Source organism: Mycobacterium sp. 1245805.9 (assembly GCF_001672915.1).
Classification (GTDB): Bacteria; Actinomycetota; Actinomycetes; order Mycobacteriales; family Mycobacteriaceae; genus Mycobacterium.
In genome coordinates this window covers 20,739-43,508 of the sequence record NZ_LZKR01000121.1, presented here as the reverse complement: position 1 = coordinate 43,508, position 22,770 = coordinate 20,739, and the positions used below count along the sequence as shown (strand labels likewise).

Genomic DNA, 22,770 nt, shown 5'->3' with positions numbered 1-22,770 from the left:
TCGCATTCGATGGGCGACCGCTGAGCGCCGTGAGGCTATGTTTCGTTCAAATGGCGATGACGTTGACCAGCAGCGCTACGCCAACCGCAAGCGCGCGGGCTTGGCCGTAGCGCCGCGGATCGGCGGGCGACCGGAGATCGGCGTAGGCCGAGAGGAAGACGTACGTCACTATCGGTGCCAGCCAGTCGTTGGCGGAAAAGCCGGGAAGCCCGTCGCTGTTGAGCTGCGGCATGTTGGCCGAGATCCGCCACAGGAAGACCGCGGCCCCGCTGAGGACGCCGATGGTCACTACGTCCGGCCAGGCGGACCGCGGCAGCCGCCACGCCGCCGCCGCGAGTGCGAGCACGCCGGTCAACGCGGCGGTGAGCGCGATGGGTGCCGCGCCAGAGCTACTTGCCTCTGCGGCGAGACTGATTGGCGCGCGCACCGTTTGGCTGTTGGTCAATCGTTATCCGGGGCTTCGGTGCCCAGGAAGTGGAACCCCTGGTCCAGGTGCACTTCCACCTGGGTGCCGTCGGTCTTGGTGATGAGGACCCCGTAATAGGCGGCTCCCTCGTTGGTTTCCTTTTCGACCTTCCCGGCCTTGCCCGGTATGGCTTGAACCGCCGCGGCCCGGGCCTGGTCCGCGGCCGGGCCGGTGACCTCGCCGTTGTCGGCATTGGCGATGCCGATGCCAACCGACGCCACGATGGCGGCGCCGGCCGCACCGAGGACCATTTTCGTTCTGAGTCTCATCGATCCATCCATCCCTTCTCCTCCGGAAGCCCGTTGCGGGAGGGACGCTAGTGCCGGTACATGAAGCCACGATGAATCTGGTCGGTCGTGCATGCCGGTGCCCCAGGCCATCAGGATCATCGCCGCCGACCTGGTCAGGTGCAAAGCGTGGTTGACCGCACTCGTCCATCGATCACGTTGGGCGAGAAGGGTATACGCGGCATGACGTTGCCCATCGACAAATAGCTAAGGCCCCGACGGGGTCGGGGCCTTAGCGAGGGAGTGATCAGTCGTTGCAGGTGCAGTTCGGATGGCCGCACTGGCAGCCAGCGGTCTGGGTGCACGCGGAGGCACCGCACCCACAGCCGGTTGATTTACAGGCGCAATTTCCAGTTTCGTTCATGCCAAGAACTATACCCCCGTAGGGTATCGACGGTCAAGCGGCGTGACCTGCAGGCGTCACCCACGTGGCGGCGCGCTAGGGTGTTCCGGCCGGTCCTCAGCAAACAGGCCGGTAGGAAAGTTGAGCATTCATGACCGCAGCAGCGGAAGCGACGGCGCTGGAATCGCGGGTCGGCCACTACTACCAGATGGACGGCACCTATCTGGTCGGCCGCGAGAAGGTCCGCGAATACGCCCGCGCGGTGCAGGACTATCACCCCGCGCACTGGGACGTCGCCGCCGCGGCCGAGCTGGGCTATTCCGGCCTGGTGGCGCCGCTGACGTTCACGTCGGTGCCCGGCATGGCCTGCAATCGCCGGATGTTCGAGTCGGTGGTCGTCGGTTACGACACCTACCTGCAGACCGAAGAGGTTTTCGAGCAGCACCGCCCGATCGTGGCCGGCGACGAGCTCCTCGTCGACGTCGAGCTGGCGTCGGTGCGCAGGACCGCGGGCCGAGATTTCATCACTGTCACCAACACCTTCACCGACGCCGACGGCGAGCGGGTGCACACGCTGCACACCACCGTCGTCGGCATCACCGCCGAAGACGTCGATCCGGCGATCAAGCTGGCCGTGCCGAAAATCATGATGCACGACGTGGACATCGTCGCGATCGGCGAAGCCGCTGCCGGATACCAGAAGACGGTGCGCCCCGAGGGTGAGGTTCGGATCGCCCAAGCCGGCGCGACCCGCACGCCAGGGACCCCGTCCTTCGAGGACGTGACGGTGGGCGACGAGTTACCGACTCACCATGCCCGACTGTCCCGCGGCGACCTGGTGAACTACGCCGGCGTGGCCGGCGACGCCAATCCGATCCATTGGGACGAGGGCATCGCCAAGCTGGCCGGCCTGCCCGACGTCATCGCGCACGGAATGCTCACCATGGGCCTGGGCGCCGGATTCGCCTCGGCGTGGACGGGCGATCCCGGCGCGGTCACCCGGTACGCGGTGCGGTTGTCCCAGCCCGCGATCGTGTCGGCCGCCGAGGGCGCCGACATCGAGTTCACCGGGCGGGTCAAGTCCCTGGACCCGGAGACCCGCAGCGGCGTCGTCGTGGTCGCGGCGAAGGCCGGTGGCCAGAAGATCTTCGGCATGGCGACGCTGAACGTCCGCTTTCGCTGACTCCGCTCAGAACCACGGTCCGGGAAAGTGCCCGTCCTGGTCCTGCACCATCACGATGTCCTTGCAGTCCCCGTTCAGGGCGGCCGCGTTCTCGCCGCGACACACCAGCGTCCAGCCCGATATCCGCGCGAACGGCCGGACCGACCACGTCGTCGCGACCGGATCGGGGGCGGGCAGGGCCAGGACGGCGTACGTGTTGCCGACGTTCGTGATGTAGAGGTGGTCTTGGAAGTACGCCAGTTTCGCGATCGACATCTTCTTCGCGTCATCACGCGTCTTCAAGAAATCCCAGTGCTGGGTGCGCAGGTTCCACACCCCGAACCCGAACTGCGAATTGTCCGATTTGAGGCCGTCGACGAACAATTTCCCGTCCGACAACGTGGCGGACAGTCCGCCGCCGGAAAGCCGATCCGAATCACCAACCTTGATAAGGGATTTCGCGTTCAGGTCATAGAACATCGTCGACACCACCGGTGGGTTGTAGGAATCCCAGTGGGTGATCTTGACCAGTGCGTCCGGGCCGTCGGACAACTCGCCGTCGACGGTCCAGATGTCGTTGTCCTGATAGATCGGTTCCCCGCTCGGCCGGCGCAGCTCCGCTCCCGACGCCTTCGCCGCCTCGGTGTTGCCGGTGCTGCGCTGGAACGACAGCACGTCCTGCCACACCCGTCCGGGCTGCGGGTCGTTCCACATCATCGACAGGTCGGTCCCGGAGAGGATGACGGTCCGCGGCGGCGACGCGGCGCTGTGCCCGTCGGTGAACGCGTTCACCCACGCCACACCGGTCGCGGTCGCCGCCAGACCCCACTCGTTCGCCGGTGTCAGTTTCAGGTCGGGCGTCGGCGGCGCCAGCTCCTTGGTCACCAGGGGCTGGCTCGTCTTGAGGTCGAACGCGTAGGCCGTGGCCTTGGTGACTTCGGGCTGCGATCCCTGCGCCGCCTTGGTCGTCGTCACCACATACACGACCCTGATGTTGTCGGCCGTGCCCGTCAGCGCGCAGATGCCGCCCGATAGGCTTTCGCCGGCCGGGACCGGGGGGACGCCCGGCGCCACGTATCGACCCGTCTTCGTGTCGAACACCTTGGGGCGAATGTCCTCGAGCGCCGACTTGCGCTCCACGAATTTCTCCGGGCAGCCGACGTAGGCCGTCCCGCCGTAGCTTTTCCAGTCCCGCTCCAGCGGGCCCGTCACCGGGGGCGGCGCGGGCGCCGCACTGGCCGTCGTCGTCGCGGTCGAACTCGAGGTGGTCGGCGTGGCCGCGGGCGGGTCCACGGTTGCCGAACAGGACGCCACGACGAGGCAGCCGGCCGCCGCGATCAGGGCAAGCCCATGTGCGGGCATAGTCCGCCCCCGGATCCCACGCATCAACAAAACCCCCGTTAAGTTCCTGTAACCACCGAGCGTAAAGCCGGCCCCGACCGACCGCGAATTGTGCGCGGGCGTCTTGGTCACACGTGGTACACCAAAAGCCATGAGCAGCCTTGCCGACGAGACCCGCTGGATGGACGCCACGGACCAGGCGGCGCTGGTGGCAAAGGGCGAGGTCACGCCGGGCGAGCTGCTCGAAGCGGCGATCGAGCGCATCGAGCGGTCGAACCCCCCGCTGAACGCGGTCGTCATCGAGTGGTTCGAGCACGCCCGAGCCGTCGCCGCCGGCCCCGACCTGCCCAAAGGCCCGTTTCACGGCGTCCCGTTCCTGCTCAAGGACCTGTACACGAGCTTCGCGGGCCAGACGATGTCGAACGGCAACGTCGCGCTGAAAGAGGCGGCCAAGATCGACACCGCCGACACGACGCTGGTCACCCGGTTCAAGGCGGCCGGCCTGGTGATCGCCGGGCGGACGAACAGCCCCGAGATGGGCAGCCTGCCGACCACGCAGCCGCTGGCCTGGGGAGCCACCCGCAACCCGTGGGCGCTCGACCGCACACCGGGCGGATCCAGCGGCGGCGCCGCCGCGGCGGTGGCCGTCGGGATGGTGCCGTTCGCCAATGCCTCCGACGGGGGCGGCAGCATCAGGATCCCGGCGTCGTGCTGCGGGCTGGTGGGCCTCAAGCCGAGCCAGGGACGAATCACGACGGGCCCCGTCCGCGCCGAGGCCGGCCTGGGCGTCGAGCTCTGCGTCAGCCGCACGGTGCGCGACACCGCGCGGTTACTCGACGCCGTGCACGGCCCGGGTGTCGGCGACTCCGTCATCGCCCCGCCGCCGCAGCGCCCGTACGCCGACGAGGTGGGCGCCGACCCCGGCCGGTTGCGCATCGGGCTGCTCGATGTGCATCCGCGCGGGGACTTCCTGCACGACGACTGCGTCTCGGCGGTGCGCGCCGCGGCGTCGATGCTGGAGGGCCTCGGCCATATTGTCGAGCCGGCCTGGCCGGCGTGCCTCGCCGACACCTCCCTGGTGCCCAAGTTCATGGCGTTGTGGGCCACCCAGTTGGCGATGGCGGCGCGGGGGTTCGGCCAGACGCTCGGACGGGAGGTGACGGCCGATGACATCGAGCCGGTCAACTGGGTGCACGTCGAGCGCGCGCAGCGGTTGACCGCGATCGACTACGCCGTGGCATTGGATGCGGTGCACGCTTTCCGGCGGGCGCTGCAGCAGTGGTGGGCCGACGGCTGGGACCTACTGCTCACGCCGACGGTGGCCGAACCGCCGCCGCCCCTGGCGGAATTCGAGAACGATCCGGCGCACCCGACGGCACCCATGCGCCGCGCCGGCCAGTTCGCGGTGTTCACCCCGCCGTTCAACATGAGCGGGCAGCCCGCCATCAGCCTGCCCCTGCACCGCAACGCCGAGGGCCTCCCCATCGGTGTCCAGCTCGCCGCGGCCTACGGGCGCGAGGATGTGCTGATTCGTGTTGCGGCGCAACTGGAATCGGCCCACCCCTGGGCGTCGCTGCATCCGGCGATTCCCTGACCGTCGCGAGCAGACGCAGAATCGCATCCCCGCGGGCGAGATCGTGCGATTCCGCGTCTGCTCGCGCAGAGTCCGTCGCTAGGTGTCGAACTCGATGGGCAGGCTCAGCGGGCCGCTGAGGCTGACCATCGGCTTCCACGGCACCGGCCCGGTTATGCGCGGGTTCAGCAGCCGGGCCGCGATGACGTTGAGCGCCTCGGCGATCTCGCGCCGGGCCAGGTTGGCGCCCAGGCAGTAGTGCGCACCGCCGCCGAACGTCAGGATCGGCGGCGCCCCCTGGCGGGTGATGTCGACGCGGTCCGGCTCGTCGTAGACCGCCGGATCGCGGTTGGCCGCAGCGGTATTCACCAGGACCATGGTGCCGGCGGGGAAGACGTACCCGTCCAGTTCGGCGTCCTGGGCCACCAGCCGCAGGGTGCCGCTCGCGATCGGCGAGTGGCGCATGGTCTCCTCCACCGCGGGCATCGCCAGGTCCGGGTTTCCCTTGAGCAGCGCCCATTGGTCCGGGTGTTCGCACAGGACGTGCACCGAGGCGGCCACCTGGTTGCGCGTGGTGTCGGTGCCCGCGAGCAGCAGGCCCCCGGCCAGCATGCGCAGTTCGGCCGCGTTCAGGCGATCGCCGTCATCCTCGGCGCGGATGAGGTCGGACAGCAGGTCGTCGGTGAGGCTGGTGCGGCGCCGCGCGACCATGTCGTCGACGTAGTCGTCGAGCTGTCGCCACGCGCGCATCACGACGGGCTCGACCTCGCGGACATCGACCGTGAAGCTGAAGGCCTTGAAGACGTCGTCGGCCCACAACGAAAACTGTTGCCAGTCCTCGCGGGGCGCGCCGAGCAACGCGCAGATGATCGGGACGGGGTAGGGGCGCGCGAGGTCGGCGACCACGTCGCAACGACCCGCGTCGATGACCCGATCGACCAGCTCGTTCATCACCGCGACCATGGTGTCGTGCAGGCGCAGCGTCGCGCGGGGCGTGAACGCCCTGGACGTCAGGCTGCGCAGCCGATGGTGCGCATCGCCCTCCAGGCACAGCAGGCTGTTGACCACCTTGTCCCACAACGGCCCCGAGGTGACGCCCTGGACGAGCAGGTTGATGCCGGGCGGGATCAGGAACCGGGGGTCCCGAAGGACGGACCGCACCAGGTGATACGACAGGACCTCGGGCCCGTGCGGTCCGAGCGCGACCGGCGCCTGCCGTTGCGCCGCCTGCAGGCGGGGATAGACGTCGGCGGGCGATTCCTCGGCGTCGTACTCCAGCGTCGGCAGGCCGGCATCGAAAACGCTTGGGGGAGCGGCACCGACGGTCATGACGGTCTCCTCGCGACGAGTTTCTCAGAATGTATGGCCATGCCGCGCGGCTGTCAACGAAATCGGTTGCCCAACCCCCAGGTCGCCATACGCCACTGCCATTGGTGTATTGCCGCCGGAAGTCACCCGTGTGTCACACGGCGCGCCAGCCGGCCGCCGAGCAGCACCACCGCGAACACACCGCCCGCGATCCCCGAAATGAGCAACGGCAGTTGCCCGTTCGCACCCCACAGCAGGCCCGCCCACAACCCCGCCACCAGCACGGCCAGGCCGGTGGCGCCCTGGAACACCCCCTGGGCGCTCGCCTGGTGCTCCTCGCCGACGAGACCCGAAATCCAGGCCTTCCCGACGCCGTCGGTGCAGCCGGTGAACACGCCGTAGGCGCCGATCAGCAGCCACGCCGTCACCAGGTCGGTGGCGAGCCCCAGCCCGGTGTAGCCGATCGCGAAGAACGTCAGACCGATCCCGAACAACGCCGGTTTGCCGATGCGGTCGGCGAGCGATCCGGCCGGGTAGCTGGCCAGGGCGTACACCGCGTTGTATCCGACGTAGGCCAGGATCACCTCGACCACCGAGAAGCCGATCTCGTTGAGCCGCAACAACAACAACGCGTCCGGAAAGTTCACCAAACTGAAGCCGACGAGCAGTGCCGTCACCCGCCAGTACGGCCACGGCAAGGTGCGCACACCGGCCCACAGGGACCGCCGTCGCGTTCGCGGGGCGGGACGGCTGCGCTCGCGCGCGAGGAAGACGAGCGCCGCGCTGAGGACGGCGGGCACGATGGCGACATACAGCAACGGCGGAATCCGGTGGTCGAGCAGCTCGTAGCCCGCCAGCCCCAGCAGCGGACCGGCGACGGCGCCCAGGGTGTCCATCGCGCGGTGGAAGCCGAAGACCCGGCCGCGCTGGGCGTCGTCCACGCCGTCGACCAGCAGTGCGTCCCGCGGCGCCCCGCGAATGCCCTTGCCCAGCCGGTCGACGACGCGACCCGCCAGCACGCCCGGCCACGCCCCGGCCACCGCGATGATGACCTTGCCCAGCGCCGCCATCCCGTAGCCGGCGGCGATCAGCGGGCGCCGCGGGAACCGGTCGCCCAGCGGGCCCGCCGCGAGTTTCGTGAGCGACGACGCGCCCTCGGCCACCCCCTCGACGGCCCCCACCACGGACGGGGGCGCACCGAGCACGGCGGTGAGGTAGATCGGCAGCAGCGGATACAGCAGCTCGCTGGCGGCGTCCTGCAGGAACGAAACCGCGGAGAGCACCCGGACATTGCGGGTCAGCCAGGCGGGCCACGAGCGTCGCGGTCGGATCGCTTCCCGTGTCACGGTCGTCAGCGTAGGGGAGGTGCTCAGTCCTTGCCGCGCAGCCGCACCATCCGGGTCGTCGAGCTCTCGTCCAACTCGACGACGTCGGAGCGAGAACGCAGGAAGTCACTGAATGACCGGAATCCCAAAGACTTCTCGCTGAACGACGGGTCCATCCGTTTCATTTGCGCTTTGACGGCCGAGTTGTGCAGCCAGTCGGCGTCGTCTTTCTCCAGCCCGATTTGCAGCGCGCGGGTCAGCAGCGCGGTGGCGGCGGCCTGCGGGTCGGGTGTCTCCTCGGGTTCCTCGCGCTTGTCCGCCTTGCCACGGCCGCTTGCTTTCTTCGGCTTGGCGGCCTGGGGGCCGGCGCCGCCCGGCTCGGGCTCGAACACCGGCACCCCCGGCAACGCGTCGTAGATGACGAACTCGTCGCAGGCGGCCGCCAGCGCCCGGCTCGACGCGCCGGCCACCCCGATGCCGACCGCGTACCGGCCGAGCCTCTTGCAGCGCTGCGCCAGTGGGATGTAGTCGGAGTCGCCGGCCACGATCACCACGTGGGTCAGGTCGGGCAGCCGGAACATGTCCTCGACCGCGTCGACGGCCAGCCGGATGTCGGCGCCGTTCTTGCCGTAGGCCGCCGCCGGGAACAGCTGGACCAGATCGACCGCGCGGGCCACCAGCTGTCCGCGGTAGCCGGCGTTGACGTCAGCCGACCAGTCCGCGTAGGCGCGGGTGAGCACCAGCGTCCCGAACGACGACGCGAAGTCGATGATCGCCCCGACGTCGACGGTGGCCCGGGCCAGCCGCTCGGGATCGAGCCCGCTGGCCTTGTCCCGCTGGAACGAGTTGCGCCCGTTCACCTGGTCGTACCGCGAGATCACGATGTTGTCGAAATCGAGGTAGACCGCCACGCGGGCCATCGCCGGTTCGGTCATGCCCGCAATCTTGTCAGGCCCGAGTAGTCGCATCGTCATCGGCCAACGCAAGAATTTCGCAAGAAATCGGCGAAAATTTGGCAAGCATTGTGCCACAACCTAACTGCATGAAGCGAGTCCTCGCCGGAGTCCTCGTCTCGGCAGGTTTGGCCCTGGCCGGAGCGGGGGCGCCCACGGGCACCGCCCGCGCCGACGACGACCACTGCTCGTCGAGGACGGGGTGCTACCACGGGCCCGGGATGCGCTGGTGTCCGGGCGACTACGTATGGCCCGGTTTGCGGGCCACCGGGTGGGACCTGAACGTCTGCCACGTCTATCACGAGCAGTGTCCACCCGGGTACTACGGTGGCTGTCCCGACAACATCGTCGAGGGACCTCCGCCGCCACCGCCCCCACCCGTCTTCCGCACCCGCGAGGAATGCGAGCGGGTGCTCGGATTGATCTGCGCGTTCGCGCCGTAGTGCGGAGGGACACCAAATGCGTTTCGTCTCAACGAGAATCACGGCCCTCCTGTTAGTCGGCGCGATCCTGACAGCGACTCCCGCAGAGGCCGACGTGACGGCGCAACCTGCGCCGAGCCACTTCTACCCGCTGCAGCCACCCTCGCCTCAGGCCGACCCCAAGGCTGAGGTACAGGAACTGCTGCGGCAGATCACCGAGTTGGACGACACGTGGGACAGCCTCACCCCTGCGCAGCGAAACCAGCGACTCACGGGACTGCAACAGCAGGCCACCGTCGTAGATCGGGAGACGCGGAATCTCCCTCCCGACCAGCAGCCGGAGATAGAAGGGATGCTGGGAATGGCGATCATCAGGTTGCTGGACCTCACCCGGAAAGCCCAGGGGCCCAACCAGCCCTGCTACTTTCCCCTCTGTTTGCCCGGGCTGTAGCAGGCGCGACAATCGCAGCATGCTTTTGGTCCCGGCATGGGTGTGGCGCGGTGGTCCCGTGTTCCGGGCGGTGTGCCTTGGGATCCACCCGGTGTTTTCATGGCAGCCCTGGCATTTGCAGAGGTGCGCCGCGGCCACCAGCTCGCCGAGGCGCGACTGGCACCCGCGGCCGTCGAGTATGCCGGCGCTTTGCGCGACGCCGGTCGGCAAGCACGCCGCTGGCAGTGGTTGGTGTGGTTGGGCGGCGCGGCGCTGCTTGTCCTTGCGGCGATCGACAGCGTCTTTGCGACGCCCCGGGTCGCCACGGTGTCGTGGCTGATGGTCGGACTCTTTGCCCTCGAGATCCTTTGGTGGCCACGGGTGCGAGACCGGCTGCTGGCCAACGCCGAGCGCACTCACGAAGCAGCGTGCCGGGCCTTGGGCCAGCGGCGGGTCGACGACGCGTGAGCTTCAGCGCGCCGCGGGGCTCGGAACCTTGTAGCCGTCGCGCGCGCCGAGGTTAGTGGCCCCGGTGATGATGGCCCGATCGATTTGGCGAAGCGCGTGCACCGCGGTGAGGAACCGCCGCGCATCGGCGCCGGGCTCGCCCTCGCCGTCCTGCTGCCGGGCCGCGGTCTCGGCGGCGTCGAGATCGTCGGTCGCCGAGTTGACCCGCACGCCCTCGGCGCCGTCGATCACGGCGCACAGTGCGTCGATGTTGCTTCGGGTCTGCGCCGCCGCCGCCATGAAATCGGTTGCCAGGCTTTCTGATCCGATCGGGTCCTGGTACTGCTCGGCGCTGCGCGCCAGGCTTCGCCCGTGACGATCGCACGCGGCGAAAATCCGCAACGCCCGCCGGATGCTGCGCCGGCTGGCCAGCCCGGCCACCCCGGCCAGCAGCGGCTTGGCGCTGACCCGGAACTGCTGCAGCGCCCGGTCGAGTTGGCGCGCCTGCTCGGTCGGGCTCACCGTCTCGTCGCCGCCGAACATCGTCGCCGTGGAAATTTCGATCAGCGCGGACAAGGCGGTCAAGAACGCGCGGCTGTCCGTGCGGATGGTCGTCCGGGTGTGGGTGGGCAGCACCAGGATCGCCACCGCCACGCCGATGACCGCCCCGATCGCCGTCTCTTCGATCCGAAGCATCAGCACCCCGAACGAGAATTGGCCCAGCAGACCATACAGCAGCGCCAGCGTCGTGGTGATCCAGAAGGTCATCAGGCTGTACGTGACGGTCATGAAATAGAAGGCGCAGAACAGGCAGACGAAGATCGCCACCAGCGAGGCGGTGGTGTTCCCGGTGAACAGCGTGGCCACCAGCACGCCGCAGGGCACGCCCAGCAGGGTGCCCAGCAGCCGCTGCCAACCCTTGGTCAGCGTTTCGCCCCAGGAGTTGGTGCCGGCGAAGATCACGAACGCCGCGATCACCGCCCAGTACCAGCGGGCCGGGGACACCAGCTCACCGGTGAGGATGGCCAGCGACGCGGCGACCGACACCTGGATGGCCTGCCGGGTGGTGGGGCGCAGGCCCTGTTCGGTGGTCTCGCCCACGTCGGCGCCGCCCGGCGCCGGGGGCGGCAGCTCCTCGGCGCCCTGAAGCGCGCCGGCCCGCGCGGCGGCGGCGCCCTCGACGACGGCACGGACCTCGGCCGTCGCCCGGGCCGCATTGATGATTGCCAGCGCCAGCCGGCGCACGGCGGCGACGTCCGCGTGCTCGTCGAGGATCCGCTGCGCCCGGCTCGCGGCCCGGCGCAGGCCGCCGGCCTCCGCCGTGCGGATCGCCCGCGCCAGCTGCGCCAGCGCCCCGACCAGCTCGACGCGGGCATGGGTTGGAATGTCGGCGGAGAGGACGGCCGCCCGTCGGCCCGCCGTGGCGACCCATTCGATCGCCAGCTCGGCGTCGAACAGCCACGGGGCCAGCTGCTCGCTGGTGACCCCTGGCCAGAGCACGGCGGGATCTGCCTTGTCCTCGATCTGGCCCTGCACCATCAGGGCCGTCTCGTTGAGCCGGATGGTGCGGGCGCGCATCCGGCGGCGGCGCCGTTGGTCCAACCGGCCGGTGCGCACCGCGTCGGCGGTGGTGTCGACGACGATCGCCATCCGCGCCCGCAACGCGCGAACGGTGGCCCGCAGCACGCGTTCGGGCCGGTCGGGCAGGACATAGGCGCTCATGACGAACGTGCACAGCGTCCCGACCAGCACCGCGCCGATCATCCAGGGCAACTCCGAAATGCTCGCTCGCAGATAGAGAGTGAAGAAATAGGACATGAACGCGACCATGCCCAACGCCCTCCCGCGGGGCCCGAAGCGGCGGATGTAGACCGCGGCGAACACCACGGCAACGAACGCGGCGTCGCCGGCGATGGGGTGCGGCGCGAGCGCCGCGGCGGCGGTGATGGACGCCGTGGCGGGCAGCGGCAGCAGCGCCATGGTGACCCGCTGCCGACGCGGGTCGGGCTCGTTGACCGATCGCGCCGCGACCATGATGATGACGACGCCGAGCAGGGCGACCGTCAACGGCTGGCCCGCCGCCTTGGTCACCAGGTACATGATCAGCAGCGAACAACCGAGTGCCGCCGTGGTCCTCGTCGCCATCCGCAGCCGCAGCAGGCCCGGATCCGACCCGATCCACCAGTCTCGGGCCCGTTGGTAAAGAACAGTGATCAGATGACCCCCTCGTCGGCCGGACACCCCATGGTTACCCGAACCGCGCCGGGCGGCCCACGCTAGTGTTCGACGTCGTGAGGGCGCCTACGCGGGCAACGCTGGCCGACGGCCGGGACCTCCTGTTCTTCGCGCTGCCCGGCCACCGCCCGGCGCCGGTCGAGGACCGCAGGCCGTTGCCACCGCGGGCGCCGGACTCCTCGCAGCTGCGGTTCGACCGCGCGACCGGGCAATGGGTGATCGTCGCGGCGCTGCGCCAGGACCGCACCTACAAGCCGCCCCCCGACCAGTGCCCGCTGTGCCCCGGACCGACCGGCCTGACCAGCGAGGTGCCCGCCCCCGACTACGACGTCGTGGTGTTCGAAAACCGGTTCCCGAGCCTGTCGGGCGACGGGCAGCCCGTCGGTGCGCCCGCCGGTGACGGCTTCGTCTGGGCGCCGGGCCGCGGCCGCTGCGAGGTGATCTGCTTTTCCAGCGACCACGCCGGGTCGTTCGCGGAGTTGGAACCAGCGCACGCCCGGCTGGTCGTCGAGGCGTGGCGGCACCGCACCGCGGACCTGATGGCCACGCCGGGCATCGAGCAGGTGTTCTGTTTCGAAAACCGCGGCGAGGAGATCGGGGTGACGCTGACCCACCCGCACGGCCAGATCTACGGCTACCCCTTCCTGACGCCGCGGGCCGCGGCCATGCTGGCGCAGGCGCGCGAGCATCGAATTCGCCACGGCTCCAACCTCTTTGCCGACCTGCTGGCGCGCGAGGTGGCCGACGGCTCCCGCATCGTCGCGCGCACCGAGCTGTTCACGGCGTTCGTGCCGTTCGCGGCGCGCTGGCCGGTCGAGGTGCACATCTACCCGAACCGGTTCGTGCACAACCTCGTCGAGCTCGGCGAGGACGAACTCGATGCGTTCGCGCACCTCTACCTCGCCGTGCTGGGGCGGTTCGACCGCATGTATTCGGCCCCGCTGCCCTACATCTCGGCGCTGCATCAGTTCGCCGCCACCGACGCCCAGGCCGATGGCTACTTCCACGTCGAGCTGATGTCGATCCGGCGCAGCGCGACCAAGCTCAAGTACCTGGCGGCCTCCGAGTCGGCGATGGACGCGTTCATCAGCGACGTCACGCCCGAGGCCGTGGCCGCGCGACTGCGGGAGCTTGGATGACGGTCCGCTACGCCGCTCCCGGGCGGGTCAACCTGATCGGCGAGCACACCGACTACAACCTCGGCTTCGCGCTGCCGATCGCGCTGCCGCAGCGCACCGTGGTGACCTTCACCCCCGACCGCACCGATGGAATCACCGTGCACAGCCAGCGCGCGCAGGGCGCGGTGCGGTTTCCGCTCGACACCTTCCCCGGCCAGGTGACCGACTGGGCCGCCTACGTCGCCGGGGTGGTGTGGGCGCTGCGTCAAACCGGCCAGCCGATACCCGGCGGCACGATGTGGATCACCAGCGACGTCGAGATGGGATCGGGCTTGTCCTCGTCGGCGGCGCTGGAATGCGCGGTCCTGGGCGCGATCGCGGCGGCCGCCGGCATGCGCATCGACGAAAAGGAGCAGGCGCGGCTGGCCCAGCGCGCCGAGAACGACTACGTCGGCGCGCCAACGGGTTTGCTCGACCAGCTGGCCTCGCTGTTCGGGCAACCGTCGACGGCGCTGCTGATCGACTTTCACGACCTCAGCCTCACGCCGGTGGCCTTCGACCCCGAAGCGTCGGGGGTCGCGCTGCTGCTGATCGACTCCCGGGCCCGGCACAGCCACGCCGGCGGCGAATACGCCGCCCGCCGCAAGTCCTGCGAGCGCGCGGCCGCCGACCTGCGCGCGTCGTCGTTGCGGGAAGTCTGGGATCGCGGGCGCGCGGAGTTGGGCGCCGTCGGCAACCCGATCGATGCCCGCCGCGCGCGCCACGTCCTCACCGAGAACGGCAGGGTGCTGGATTTCGTTGCGGCATTGGGTGATTCGGATTTCATCGAAGCGGGCCACATCCTGACCTCCTCGCATGTCTCCATGCGCGACGACTTCCAGATCACCACCGAACACATCGACCTGATCGCCGACACCGCGGTGGGCGCCGGCGCTCTCGGCGCCCGGATGACCGGCGGCGGGTTCGGCGGCTGCGTGATCGCGTTGGTGCCGGAGCGCCGGGCGGACGCGGTCGCCGATTCGGTGCGGCGGACGGCGCTCGCCGCCGGTCACCCGCGCCCGATCATCACCCGGACCCGTGCGGGCGCCGGCGCGGCGCTGGAGGGGGAATAATGACGGAGCCCCTGGCGTCGGCCGACCACGACGGCGTTCGCGTGCTGACCCTCAACCGGCCCGACACGCGTAACGCGTTGGGCCGCAGCCTCGTTGAGTCCCTGTTCGACGCGCTGTGCGCCGCCGACGACGACGACGGCGTGGCCGTCGTCGTGCTGACGGGTGCCGACCCCGCGTTCTGCGCGGGGGTCGATCTGAAGGAGGCGGCGGCCGGGGGCCGGGACTACTTCGAGGTGTACGAATCGCACAACTGCGTCACCCGCGTCGGCGAGATGCGCACGCCGGTCATCGGCGCCGTCAACGGCCCGGCGTTTACCGCCGGCCTCGAAATCGCGCTCGGTTGCGACTTTCTGATCGCCTCGGAGCGCGCCATCTTCGGCGACACCCACGCGCACGTGGGCATCCTGCCCGGCGGGGGCATGACCGCCCGGCTGCCGCAGGTCGTCGGCGCGGCAATGGCGCGCCGCATGTCGATGACGGGGGAAATCGTCGACGCCCGCCGGGCCGAACAGATCGGGTTGGTCACCGAGGTCGTCGCCCACGCCGACCTGCTGCCCCGCGCGCTCGAGCTGGCCGCCCAGATCGCGGCCGTGCCGACGGCCACCATGCGGGGGCTCAAGGAGATCTACCGACGCGGATCGGCGGCCGTCGTCGAACCCGCGCTCGCGGCCGAGCTGAGCATCGCCGGCTCGCAGGCCCCCGCCGCAGGCCTGGACCAGGCCTTCAGCAGGGTGGCCGAGCGCAACCGCCGACAGCGGTGACGCTAGCCGTCACGGCGGCCATAGCTGTAACTTAACGGCTATGACCAGGGGTGCGTGCCCGATGTGCGGCGCCGGGTTCTCCGGCCGGTCCGACGCGATCTACTGCTCTTCGGCGTGCCGGCAGAAGGCTCATCGGGCGCGAACGGCCCAACGCACCGCGGTGCTGCGCGAAAGGCTCCGGCGAAGCTTCACGCCGACCCGGGCCGGCACGGAGGCCAGCAGGTTGCTGCGGCTTTCCGTCGCCACGTCCTTGCAGCGCGCGCGGCAGCAGGTCGATCGGTCCCGCGAACTGTGTCAGATGTCGGAGCGTCGTCTGCAGGAAAGTGACGCCCTCTTGCGGAAGCGCACGCCATGGCCAGGGAATTAGACGGCCAAGCCGCGGCCGTCGAACAGGCGCTGGCGGGCGGTACACCGCAGCGCGCCGGCTGGTACCGCTTCTATTTCGAGGACCAACGCTGGGAATGGTCCGAGCAGGTGCAGCACATGCACGGCTACGAACCCGGAACGGTGACGCCGACTACCGAGCTGGTGTTGGCCCACAAGCACCCCGACGATCGTCGCCAGGTGGCCGCGACCATCGATGACATGGTCAAGAATCGGCAGCCGTTCAGCGCGCGGCACCGCATCGTCGACACCCGCGGCGCGGTGCACCATGTGGTCGTGGTGGGCGATCAGTTTTGCGACGAGAGCGGCGAGGTCATCGGAAGCCACGGCTTCTACATCGACGTCACGCCGGCGTCCACCAGGAAATCCGAGGACGCCATCACGGCGCAAGTCGCCGCGATCGCGGAGCGTCGCGGGGTGATCGACCAAGCCAAGGGCATGCTGATGTTGGTCTACGGCGTCGACGAGGACGCGGCCTTCAATCTGCTCAAATCGCTTTCCCAGGCGCGCAATATGAAGCTATGGCCGCTCGCCCGGCAGATCGTCGAGGACTTCGCCGCGCTGGGCCGGGAGGCCATCACCTCGCACTCGCGATTCGACCAGCAGCTGCTCACCGCGCATCAGCGCGCGACTAGTCGGCCGCAGTGAAGCGGACCGCGCCCAGGTGCATCCGGTCGACGGCTTCGGCGAACTCTTCGCGGGTCGGGATGCGCGGGTCGCGGAACTTCAGCCCGATCATTCGCTGAGCGCGCTGCACGCCGTAGGACTCGGCGCAGCGGTGGAAAAGGTCGGAGACGATCGCGCGGTCGCGGATGAGCTCGCCGCGCATGGCCGTGGTCTTGCCGTCATAGACGACGGTGGCGGCCGCGCCGCCGCGGAAGTTCTGCTTCCACGGGGCGCCCGTCAGGGCATACAGATCATTGTCGATTACGTGGGCGCTGACGGGAATTGTGAACGGCCGCCCCGTCTTTCGCCCGGTGAAGCTCAGCACCATCAGCTGCTTGCGTGCGGGCCCGGCGAGCGGGGTGCGGAGCAGGAACCCGAGCACGGGGTTGACGAGGCGCAGGACCGCCGACGGTGGGTGCCCGGCGTCTATCGCGTGCGACTGTTCTGTCATGCCAACACCGTAAGGCCAATCGGGCGCCGCGGCGTAGGAAGTTCGCCGCCGCGGCGCCCCAAAAGGCAGCCGACGATCAGGGGGTGATGGTCGTCTGGTCGTCGATGATGTTGGCGGCGTCCATCAACGGCGCCTCATCGGCCTGCAGCGCGTCGGCGTTGAGCTGCAGCACGAACACCGCGCCCTGGCTGGGAATGACCACCGTCTTCTGGGCGACGGCACGCGTCTTACCGTCCTTCTGGTAGGAGCCCTTGAGCTGCCAGGCCTGAAAACCCCCGAGCGTGGTGGCCCGGCCGTTGCCGGTGCCCTGATAGCCGGGGAGGCCGAGCAGCTCGTTGGGGGCGTACTCGATGATCTTCGCGGGGTCGACGTCACCGGTCAGTTTGGAGTAGAGCGCCGAGATGGTCGGCGGGTCGGACGGATTGGACGGCTGCGTCTGGACGATGCCCCCATAGGATGTGCCGGCGTTCTGGTTGATCTGCCAGCCCGCGGGCACCGGCAGGTCGACGTTGGGTCCGGGATCGCCGTGGTGCACCGGGGTTTCGGTGATGTGGGCGTCGCGAATGTAGTCCGCGATCGTCGGGCCGCCCTGCGCGCTTGGCGTCGAGGAAGTTTTCGCGGTGGTCGTTGAGGTCGATGTTGACGTCGAGGTGGATGTCGACGTCGACGGCGATGACTTGTTGCTAGAGCCGCACGCCACGAGCGCCAGACTCAGCGCGACGGTAACGGTTGCTGCGGTCAAGTGTTTCATCAATCAAATCTCCCCAAGCTTGGGCCGGTACCAGCGCCAGCCACGCGGAATGAGACTAGCCGACGAAGGTGCAAAACGTTGCTAGTGAATTTCCGCGGACGCGCGGCATCGCCGAAATAACCCGCGACGAGGCGGTTATGCAGTAAGAGAACAGCTATGCGGTCACGCGCCCGCTATCGGGCCCTCATCGCGTTGGTCGCGGCGGGCGCCGTGCTCCTGACCTTCGTCGCGGCGGCCCCGCCGATCGCCTACGACGGCGAACCCCCGTTGGTGACCGATCCTGTCGAGCATGTCGACACGCTCATCGGCACCGGGACGGGCGGCGAGACGGTGGGGGAGATCAACAACTTTCCGGGCGCCTCCGCGCCGTTCGGAATGGTGCAGTATTCGCCGGACACTGTCGGCAACTACGCCGGCTACAACTACGACAACTCGCGCTCCAGCGGGTTCAGCATGACCCACGCCTCGGTGGGCTGCGCCGCGTTCGGCGACATCTCGATGCTTCCGACCACAACCCCGATCGGCGCCCAGCCGTGGAACGCCTGGGAACGGATCGCCCACGACGACACCGAGCAGGGCCAGCCCGGGTATTACACGGTTCGGTTCCCCGGCACCGGAGTGACCGCCGAACTCACCGCCACCACCCGCACCGGTGTCGGCCGCTTCCGGTACCCGCGCAACGTTTGGCCCGCCCTGTTCCACGTGCGTTCCGGCGCGTCGCTGGCGGGCAATTCGCGGGCCACCATCCAGATCGGTGAGGACAACACCACGATCACCGGGTGGGCGACCAGCGGCGGGTTCTGCGGCAAGAGGAACACCTACACGGTGTACTTCGCGATGAAGTTCAGCCGACCGTTCGTGTCCTACGGTGCCTGGGACGGCTATTCGGTGGTCGCCGGCGCGCGCAGCGCGGCGTCGCCCTACAGCGGGGGCTACGTCGAGTTCCCGCCCGGCGCGACGATCGAGGTGCGGACCGCGATCTCCTACGTCGGCCTCGACGGCGCGCGCGCGAACCTCGCGGCCGAGGGCGAGGCCGGCTTCGATCAGGTGCGCGCGGCCGCGGTATCCGAATGGCGGGCCACGCTGTCGTGTATCGCGGTGGCCGGGCGCAACATTGGCAACCTGGACACCTTCTACACCTCGCTGTACCACTCGCTGCTGCACCCCAACACCTTCAACGACGCCGACGGGCGTTACATCGGCTTCGACGGCGCCATCCACACCGTGGAAAAGGGGCGCACCCAGTACGCCAACTTCTCCGACTGGGACACCTACCGGGGCCTGGCCGCCCTGCAGGGTCTGCTCTTCCCAAAGCAGGCCAGCGACATGGCCCAGTCGCTGGTCAACGACGCCGAGCAGAGCGGTTCGTTTCCCCGTTGGGCGCTGGCGAATTCGGCAACCGGCGAGATGACCGGAGACAGCGTGGTGCCGCTCATCGCGAACCTGTACGCCTTCGGCGCCAAGGACTTTGACGCCCACGCGGCATTGCGCTACATGGTGAGAGCGGCGACCGAGGGCGGCACCGGGTTGGACGGCTACGTGGAGCGACCGGGCATCGCCACCTATCTGCGGTTGGGTTACCTACCGGACACGGCGGGATTCGGCGCGGGCGCTTCGATCACGCTCGAATGGTCCGTCGATGACTTCGCCATCTCCCGCTTCGCCGAATCGCTCGGCGACGCGGCGACGGCCGCCGAATTCCAGTACCGGGCGCAGTACTGGCAGAACCTGTTCAACCCCAGCACCCGGTACGTCTCGCCCCGCAACGCGATGGGATTCTTTCCCCCCGGCCCGGGATTCGTCGAGTCCGGTTCGGGTTTCGGCCAGGAGGGGTTCGACGAGGGCAACGCCGAGCAATACGTCTGGTGGGTGCCGCACAACGTCGCCGGCCTGGTGACCGCTCTCGGCGGCCGAACCACCGTCGCCGGCCGGCTCGACCGGCTCACCGAAGAGCTGAACGTGGGTCCCAAGGAGCCGTATCTGTGGGCCGGCAACGAACCGGGCTTCGGGGTGCCCTGGCTGTACAACTACGTCGGCCAGCCCTGGAAGACTCAGCTCACGGTCGACCGGGTCCGCGGACTGTTCGGCCCGACGCCCGACGGCGCACCCGGCAACGACGACCTCGGCGCGCTGTCCAGCTGGTACGTCTGGGCGGCGCTCGGCCTGTACCCGAGCACCCCGGGGACGCCGATCCTCACCGTCGCCACGCCGCTGTTCGACCGCGCCGTAATCACCCTTCCCCAAGGCGGATCCATCCGGATCTCCGCCCCGGGCGCGTCCGGACCGCACCGCCTGAAATACATCGACGGGCTGTCCGTCGACGGGGAGGCCACCGACCGCACCTGGATCCCGGACCGGGTGGTGCGCGACGGCGGAGATCTCAAGTTTTCGCTGGCGGCCTACCCGAACAAGTCGTGGGGCACCGGCGAATCCTCCGCGCCGCCGTCGTTCGGCGCAGGAAGCTCGGCGGTGACCGTCAACGTCTCGCACCCCTCCGTCGCGATCGCGCCCGGGCATACCGGCAAGGTCAAGGTCGACCTGCAACGGATGGTCGACGGCGTCGACGCCTACCGCGTCACCGGCACGTCCTCGGACGCCGGGGTCACGGTGGCGCCGTCGTCCGGGCGGTTCGGCGCCGACGGATCGGCCACCGCGGACGTTCAGATCGCGGTGGCGCAGTCGGTGCCCGAGGGGTACTACGCGGTGTTCCTCAGCGCCGCGGCCGGCGAAACCATCAGGGGGTCAGTCGTTTCCGTGCTCGTTCGCAGCGGCCCCGACGCGCCGTGACCGCGGGTCAGATCATCTCGTTCTCGGTCAGCCACCGCATCACCGGCCAGCCGGCGAACACGGGCAGCCAGCAGGTCAGCACGCGATAGAGCAGGACCGACGGCACGCCGACGGCCGCGGGTATGCCGAACGCGGCCAAGCCACCGATCAGGGCGGCCTCGACGGCGCCGACACCGCCCGGCGTCGGGGCGGCCGAGGCCAGCGTCCCGCCGACCATCGTCACCACCGTGCAGGTGACGAACGAGGCGCCGCCGCCGAACGCTTGGACGCTGGTCCAAAGTGCCAGCGCCGCACCGAGAGTCGTCCCGGCGCAACCGAGCACGATCAGGCCCAGCCGCTTCGGCTCCCGGGCAACCTCGACGAGGTCGCCGGCCACCTCCTTCAGCCTCGGACGCACGTCCGTCGCCAGCCAGCGGCGCAGCCGGGGCACCAACAGGAACGTGCCGACGATGCCCAGCGCCACACCGGCGATCAGGTACAGGACCGTGGCGCTCGGGACGTAGTGCGAGAGGTCCATCGACGCGCCCGCGACGGTGCTGAACAAGATCAGCAACACCAGGTGCATGATCACCTGCACGGATTGTTGCAGCGCCACCGCGGTGGTGGCCCGCACCGCGGACAGCCCCCCGCCCTTCTGCAAATAGCGCGTGCTGAGCGCCAGGCCGCCGACCCCGGCCGGCGTCGTGGTCGCGGCAAAGGTGTTGGCCACCTGGGCTATCGACAGCTTCCAGAAGACCACCGATTCGTCGGCGCTCGCCCACAACGCGGCCGCCGCGCCCACGTACGTCAGCGCCGATATCAGCAAGCCCAGCAGTGCCCACCACCAGTTCGCCCTACTGACCTGGGCGACGAACGTCGGCATGGTGCTGATGAACGGGTACGCGACGTACACCAGCGCGACCAGCAGCACCAGCTGGATGACCTGGCGGCGGGTGAACCGGGTGATCGTTTCGGTCTTGATCTGATCCGCACCGGTTTGACGCTTCACCTCGGCGCGGGCGCCGGAGATGACGGCACCGGCATCGGCAATCGATCGCCGAACCTGTTTGGGCATAGCCGATTTCGTGAGCCGGCGCGATGCGGTGAGCACGGTGTCCTTGCCGAACGTGTCGATCGCCGCGCCCACCGCCGACTTCGCGTCGTACAGCGCCGACGTCGTCACCAACAGTTGTGCGATGTCGGACTGGAGTTGGGTCTCGGTCGCCCCGTACTCGGCGTTGCCGAACCCGCCGAAGAGCACCGTGCCGTCGTCGACGGTGATCGTGGTGACCCGCAGGTCGCCGTGGGAGATCTGGTGGTCATTGAGGGCGCGCAGCGACTCCCACGCGCGTTCGACCGGAGTCGTCTTGGCGCACTGGTCGAGCGGGGTTCCCCGAATGGGCCTGTGGGAGTATAACATCCAGCCGCGGTCGAGGGGGGCCACGGCGATTGTCGACGTGTTCGCCAGGCCCAGGTCACCGACCGCGATGGCCATCAGCGCGCGATGTTCGACGACGCGGCGCATCGACGCGACCAGGGGCGCGGTCTCCCTGGCGCGCAGCCGAAGCTTGCGCCACAGCTGAAGCAATGCGCCGCCGCTGCGCTGGTGCGGGCCGTAAAGCTCGATCAACGCCTCGTCGGGGCCCGAATCGGAATCCCAGCAGCCCGCCGACAGCACGAGCGGCCCCGGCCCGGCGGGCCGGACCACCCGAAGCTCGGAGACCACGCAACCGCGTTTGGCCAGCGCGCGCACGGTGGCCTCCAGGGGTACCTCGAGGGCGGGGGTCCCGACGACCAGCACCACCAGCGCGCCCACGAACCACCCGACCGCCAGTCCGAGCAGCGAGCGCGCCGGGACGATGGCGCTGATGAACAGGTGGATCGGCACGAACGCCAGCAGCAGCGTCCACCACCAGTGCCGCCAGCGCGCGGGCAGCCACGGACCCGACACGGTCAGGACGGCCGCGAGCATCGCGATCCACCGCGGGTCGTCCAGGATCTGTGCCAGCACGGTCTGCGGCCGATCCGTGAGGTCGAAATGCCAACGCGGCGCCGAGATGCCGTTGCCGCCGATCGAGAGCGGCAGCACCGCAAGCAGACCCGCGGCCCCGTAGGCGCCGAGCATTTTCCATTGCCGCGCGGCGACCAAACCGATCAGGATCGCGAACGGCAGAGCCAGGATCGCGACGCCGTACACCAGGTACACGAGATCGGACTGGGTGGGCGTCAGCACCCCGACGATCTCCGAGATGGACTTCTCCAGCGCCACCCACTGCGGCCGGGTGATCAGTGAGCCGGCGATGACGATCGCGAAGAACACCACGGTCGCTGCGAGCCGAAGGATGTCGTTGGTCCGCCGGGTGATCGGTTGCAGCAGGTTGCCCGAAACGCTGATTTCGCGCCCGTCAACCCGCATGTCGAGACCTTAACCGGATACCTGCGGGCCAGCGCGGATGAACCTCACGGACA

The 22,770-nt window shown here is 69.3% G+C and carries 20 protein-coding genes; 10 read left to right on the top strand and 10 right to left on the bottom strand.

What is annotated here, in order from left to right; genetic code table 11:
- Nucleotides 1-46 precede the first annotated feature (46 nt).
- Together A9X00_RS16835 and A9X00_RS16830 are read right to left on the bottom strand one after the other, a co-directional pair.
- Entirely contained in the window at nucleotides 47-445 is a 399-nt protein-coding gene (locus A9X00_RS16835) for a hypothetical protein (RefSeq protein WP_156772133.1), read from the bottom strand.
- Nucleotides 442-735 (bottom strand): PepSY domain-containing protein, encoded by a 294-nt coding sequence (locus A9X00_RS16830; RefSeq protein WP_197515193.1) that lies wholly within the window; start codon nucleotides 733-735, stop codon nucleotides 442-444. The genes A9X00_RS16835 and A9X00_RS16830 overlap by 4 nt, the downstream gene beginning before the upstream one ends.
- A gap of 512 nt (nucleotides 736-1,247) precedes the next feature.
- On the opposite strand from A9X00_RS16830, the gene A9X00_RS16825 reads away from it, so the two are divergent.
- Nucleotides 1,248-2,279: a fused (3R)-hydroxyacyl-ACP dehydratase subunits HadA/HadB gene (locus A9X00_RS16825; protein ID WP_067155568.1), complete on the top strand. Its 1,032-nt coding sequence runs from the start codon at nucleotides 1,248-1,250 to the stop codon at nucleotides 2,277-2,279.
- Between the two features lie 6 nt (nucleotides 2,280-2,285).
- Here the strand turns inward: A9X00_RS16825 and A9X00_RS16820 are convergent, their stop codons facing one another.
- Nucleotides 2,286-3,620, bottom strand: a complete 1,335-nt coding sequence (locus A9X00_RS16820) for a hypothetical protein (RefSeq protein WP_067155565.1) — start codon at nucleotides 3,618-3,620, stop codon at nucleotides 2,286-2,288.
- A 130-nt stretch (nucleotides 3,621-3,750) separates the two neighbouring features.
- Between A9X00_RS16820 and A9X00_RS16815 the strand changes: the two genes are divergently transcribed.
- Entirely contained in the window at nucleotides 3,751-5,193 is a 1,443-nt protein-coding gene (locus tag A9X00_RS16815) for an amidase (RefSeq protein ID WP_067155562.1), read from the top strand.
- Nucleotides 5,194-5,271: 78 nt separating this feature from the next.
- Here the strand turns inward: A9X00_RS16815 and A9X00_RS16810 are convergent, their stop codons facing one another.
- From A9X00_RS16810 to A9X00_RS16800, 3 genes are all read right to left on the bottom strand, one after another.
- Complete coding sequence (locus A9X00_RS16810) at nucleotides 5,272-6,501, bottom strand: cytochrome P450 (RefSeq protein WP_067155560.1); 1,230 nt, start codon at nucleotides 6,499-6,501, stop codon at nucleotides 5,272-5,274.
- Nucleotides 6,502-6,623: 122 nt separating this feature from the next.
- On the bottom strand, nucleotides 6,624-7,826 hold the full coding sequence (locus tag A9X00_RS16805; RefSeq protein ID WP_232006850.1) for an MFS transporter: 1,203 nt from the start codon (nucleotides 7,824-7,826) through the stop codon (nucleotides 6,624-6,626).
- Nucleotides 7,827-7,849: 23 nt separating this feature from the next.
- Nucleotides 7,850-8,740: an NYN domain-containing protein gene (locus tag A9X00_RS16800; protein ID WP_067155557.1), complete on the bottom strand. Its 891-nt coding sequence runs from the start codon at nucleotides 8,738-8,740 to the stop codon at nucleotides 7,850-7,852.
- Between the two features lie 107 nt (nucleotides 8,741-8,847).
- Between A9X00_RS16800 and A9X00_RS30815 the strand changes: the two genes are divergently transcribed.
- The 3 genes from A9X00_RS30815 (at nucleotide 8,848) to A9X00_RS16785 (ending at nucleotide 10,078) form a co-directional block, all read left to right on the top strand.
- The gene (locus A9X00_RS30815; protein ID WP_156772132.1) at nucleotides 8,848-9,201 is read left to right on the top strand and encodes a hypothetical protein; all 354 of its coding nucleotides are present in this window, start codon (nucleotides 8,848-8,850) and stop codon (nucleotides 9,199-9,201) included.
- 94 nt (nucleotides 9,202-9,295) lie between these two features.
- A complete protein-coding gene (locus A9X00_RS16790) occupies nucleotides 9,296-9,631 on the top strand; it encodes a hypothetical protein (protein ID WP_156772131.1) in 336 nt (111 codons plus the stop codon).
- A 99-nt stretch (nucleotides 9,632-9,730) separates the two neighbouring features.
- A complete protein-coding gene (locus A9X00_RS16785; RefSeq protein ID WP_156772130.1) occupies nucleotides 9,731-10,078 on the top strand; it encodes a hypothetical protein in 348 nt (115 codons plus the stop codon).
- A 3-nt stretch (nucleotides 10,079-10,081) separates the two neighbouring features.
- On the opposite strand, the gene A9X00_RS16780 is transcribed toward A9X00_RS16785, so the two are convergent.
- Nucleotides 10,082-12,202, bottom strand: coding sequence for an FUSC family protein (locus tag A9X00_RS16780; protein ID WP_067155545.1), 2,121 nt, complete (start codon nucleotides 12,200-12,202; stop codon nucleotides 10,082-10,084).
- Between the two features lie 134 nt (nucleotides 12,203-12,336).
- On the opposite strand from A9X00_RS16780, the gene galT reads away from it, so the two are divergent.
- The 4 genes from galT (at nucleotide 12,337) to A9X00_RS16760 (ending at nucleotide 16,315) form a co-directional block, all read left to right on the top strand.
- Nucleotides 12,337-13,431 (top strand): galactose-1-phosphate uridylyltransferase, encoded by a 1,095-nt coding sequence (galT, locus tag A9X00_RS16775; protein ID WP_067155544.1) that lies wholly within the window; start codon nucleotides 12,337-12,339, stop codon nucleotides 13,429-13,431.
- On the top strand, nucleotides 13,428-14,522 hold the full coding sequence (locus A9X00_RS16770; protein ID WP_067155541.1) for a galactokinase: 1,095 nt from the start codon (nucleotides 13,428-13,430) through the stop codon (nucleotides 14,520-14,522). Before galT ends, A9X00_RS16770 begins: the two co-directional genes overlap by 4 nt.
- Nucleotides 14,522-15,283 carry an enoyl-CoA hydratase gene (locus A9X00_RS16765; RefSeq protein ID WP_067155539.1) on the top strand — a complete coding sequence of 254 codons (762 nt, stop codon included), beginning with the start codon at nucleotides 14,522-14,524 and terminating at the stop codon, nucleotides 15,281-15,283. The genes A9X00_RS16770 and A9X00_RS16765 overlap by 1 nt, the downstream gene beginning before the upstream one ends.
- A 351-nt stretch (nucleotides 15,284-15,634) precedes the next feature.
- A complete protein-coding gene (locus A9X00_RS16760; protein WP_067155537.1) occupies nucleotides 15,635-16,315 on the top strand; it encodes a PAS and ANTAR domain-containing protein in 681 nt (226 codons plus the stop codon).
- Here the strand turns inward: A9X00_RS16760 and A9X00_RS16755 are convergent.
- Complete coding sequence (locus A9X00_RS16755; protein ID WP_067155533.1) at nucleotides 16,299-16,784, bottom strand: hypothetical protein; 486 nt, start codon at nucleotides 16,782-16,784, stop codon at nucleotides 16,299-16,301. The genes A9X00_RS16760 and A9X00_RS16755 overlap by 17 nt on opposite strands.
- 76 nt (nucleotides 16,785-16,860) lie before the next feature.
- Nucleotides 16,861-17,535 (bottom strand): LpqN/LpqT family lipoprotein, encoded by a 675-nt coding sequence (locus A9X00_RS16750; RefSeq protein WP_067155530.1) that lies wholly within the window; start codon nucleotides 17,533-17,535, stop codon nucleotides 16,861-16,863.
- A 156-nt stretch (nucleotides 17,536-17,691) separates the two neighbouring features.
- Between A9X00_RS16750 and A9X00_RS16745 the strand changes: the two genes are divergently transcribed.
- Nucleotides 17,692-20,322, top strand: a complete 2,631-nt coding sequence (locus tag A9X00_RS16745; RefSeq protein ID WP_067155525.1) for a GH92 family glycosyl hydrolase — start codon at nucleotides 17,692-17,694, stop codon at nucleotides 20,320-20,322.
- A gap of 7 nt (nucleotides 20,323-20,329) precedes the next feature.
- On the opposite strand, the gene A9X00_RS16740 is transcribed toward A9X00_RS16745, so the two are convergent.
- Complete coding sequence (locus A9X00_RS16740; protein WP_067155522.1) at nucleotides 20,330-22,717, bottom strand: lysylphosphatidylglycerol synthase transmembrane domain-containing protein; 2,388 nt, start codon at nucleotides 22,715-22,717, stop codon at nucleotides 20,330-20,332.
- Nucleotides 22,718-22,770: the final 53 nt, after the last annotated feature.

Bases quoted from the DNA above. Each gene is read 5' to 3' on its own strand.
- A9X00_RS16740 (WP_067155522.1), bottom strand. From the start codon at position 22,717: ATGCGGGTTGACGGGCGCGAAATCAGCGTTTCGGGCAACCTGCTGCAA.
- A9X00_RS30815 (WP_156772132.1), top strand. From the start codon at position 8,848: ATGAAGCGAGTCCTCGCCGGAGTCCTCGTCTCGGCAGGTTTGGCCCTG.
- A9X00_RS16815 (WP_067155562.1), top strand. From the start codon at position 3,751: ATGAGCAGCCTTGCCGACGAGACCCGCTGGATGGACGCCACGGACCAG.
- A9X00_RS16820 (WP_067155565.1), bottom strand. From the start codon at position 3,620: ATGCCCGCACATGGGCTTGCCCTGATCGCGGCGGCCGGCTGCCTCGTC.
- A9X00_RS16745 (WP_067155525.1), top strand. From the start codon at position 17,692: ATGCGGTCACGCGCCCGCTATCGGGCCCTCATCGCGTTGGTCGCGGCG.
- A9X00_RS16800 (WP_067155557.1), bottom strand. From the start codon at position 8,740: ATGACCGAACCGGCGATGGCCCGCGTGGCGGTCTACCTCGATTTCGAC.
- A9X00_RS16750 (WP_067155530.1), bottom strand. From the start codon at position 17,535: ATGAAACACTTGACCGCAGCAACCGTTACCGTCGCGCTGAGTCTGGCG.
- A9X00_RS16825 (WP_067155568.1), top strand. From the start codon at position 1,248: ATGACCGCAGCAGCGGAAGCGACGGCGCTGGAATCGCGGGTCGGCCAC.
- A9X00_RS16810 (WP_067155560.1), bottom strand. From the start codon at position 6,501: ATGACCGTCGGTGCCGCTCCCCCAAGCGTTTTCGATGCCGGCCTGCCG.
- A9X00_RS16830 (WP_197515193.1), bottom strand. From the start codon at position 735: ATGAGACTCAGAACGAAAATGGTCCTCGGTGCGGCCGGCGCCGCCATC.
- A9X00_RS16760 (WP_067155537.1), top strand. From the start codon at position 15,635: ATGGCCAGGGAATTAGACGGCCAAGCCGCGGCCGTCGAACAGGCGCTG.
- A9X00_RS16770 (WP_067155541.1), top strand. From the start codon at position 13,428: ATGACGGTCCGCTACGCCGCTCCCGGGCGGGTCAACCTGATCGGCGAG.
- A9X00_RS16785 (WP_156772130.1), top strand. From the start codon at position 9,731: ATGGCAGCCCTGGCATTTGCAGAGGTGCGCCGCGGCCACCAGCTCGCC.
- A9X00_RS16765 (WP_067155539.1), top strand. From the start codon at position 14,522: ATGACGGAGCCCCTGGCGTCGGCCGACCACGACGGCGTTCGCGTGCTG.
- A9X00_RS16780 (WP_067155545.1), bottom strand. From the start codon at position 12,202: ATGGCGACGAGGACCACGGCGGCACTCGGTTGTTCGCTGCTGATCATG.
- A9X00_RS16755 (WP_067155533.1), bottom strand. From the start codon at position 16,784: ATGACAGAACAGTCGCACGCGATAGACGCCGGGCACCCACCGTCGGCG.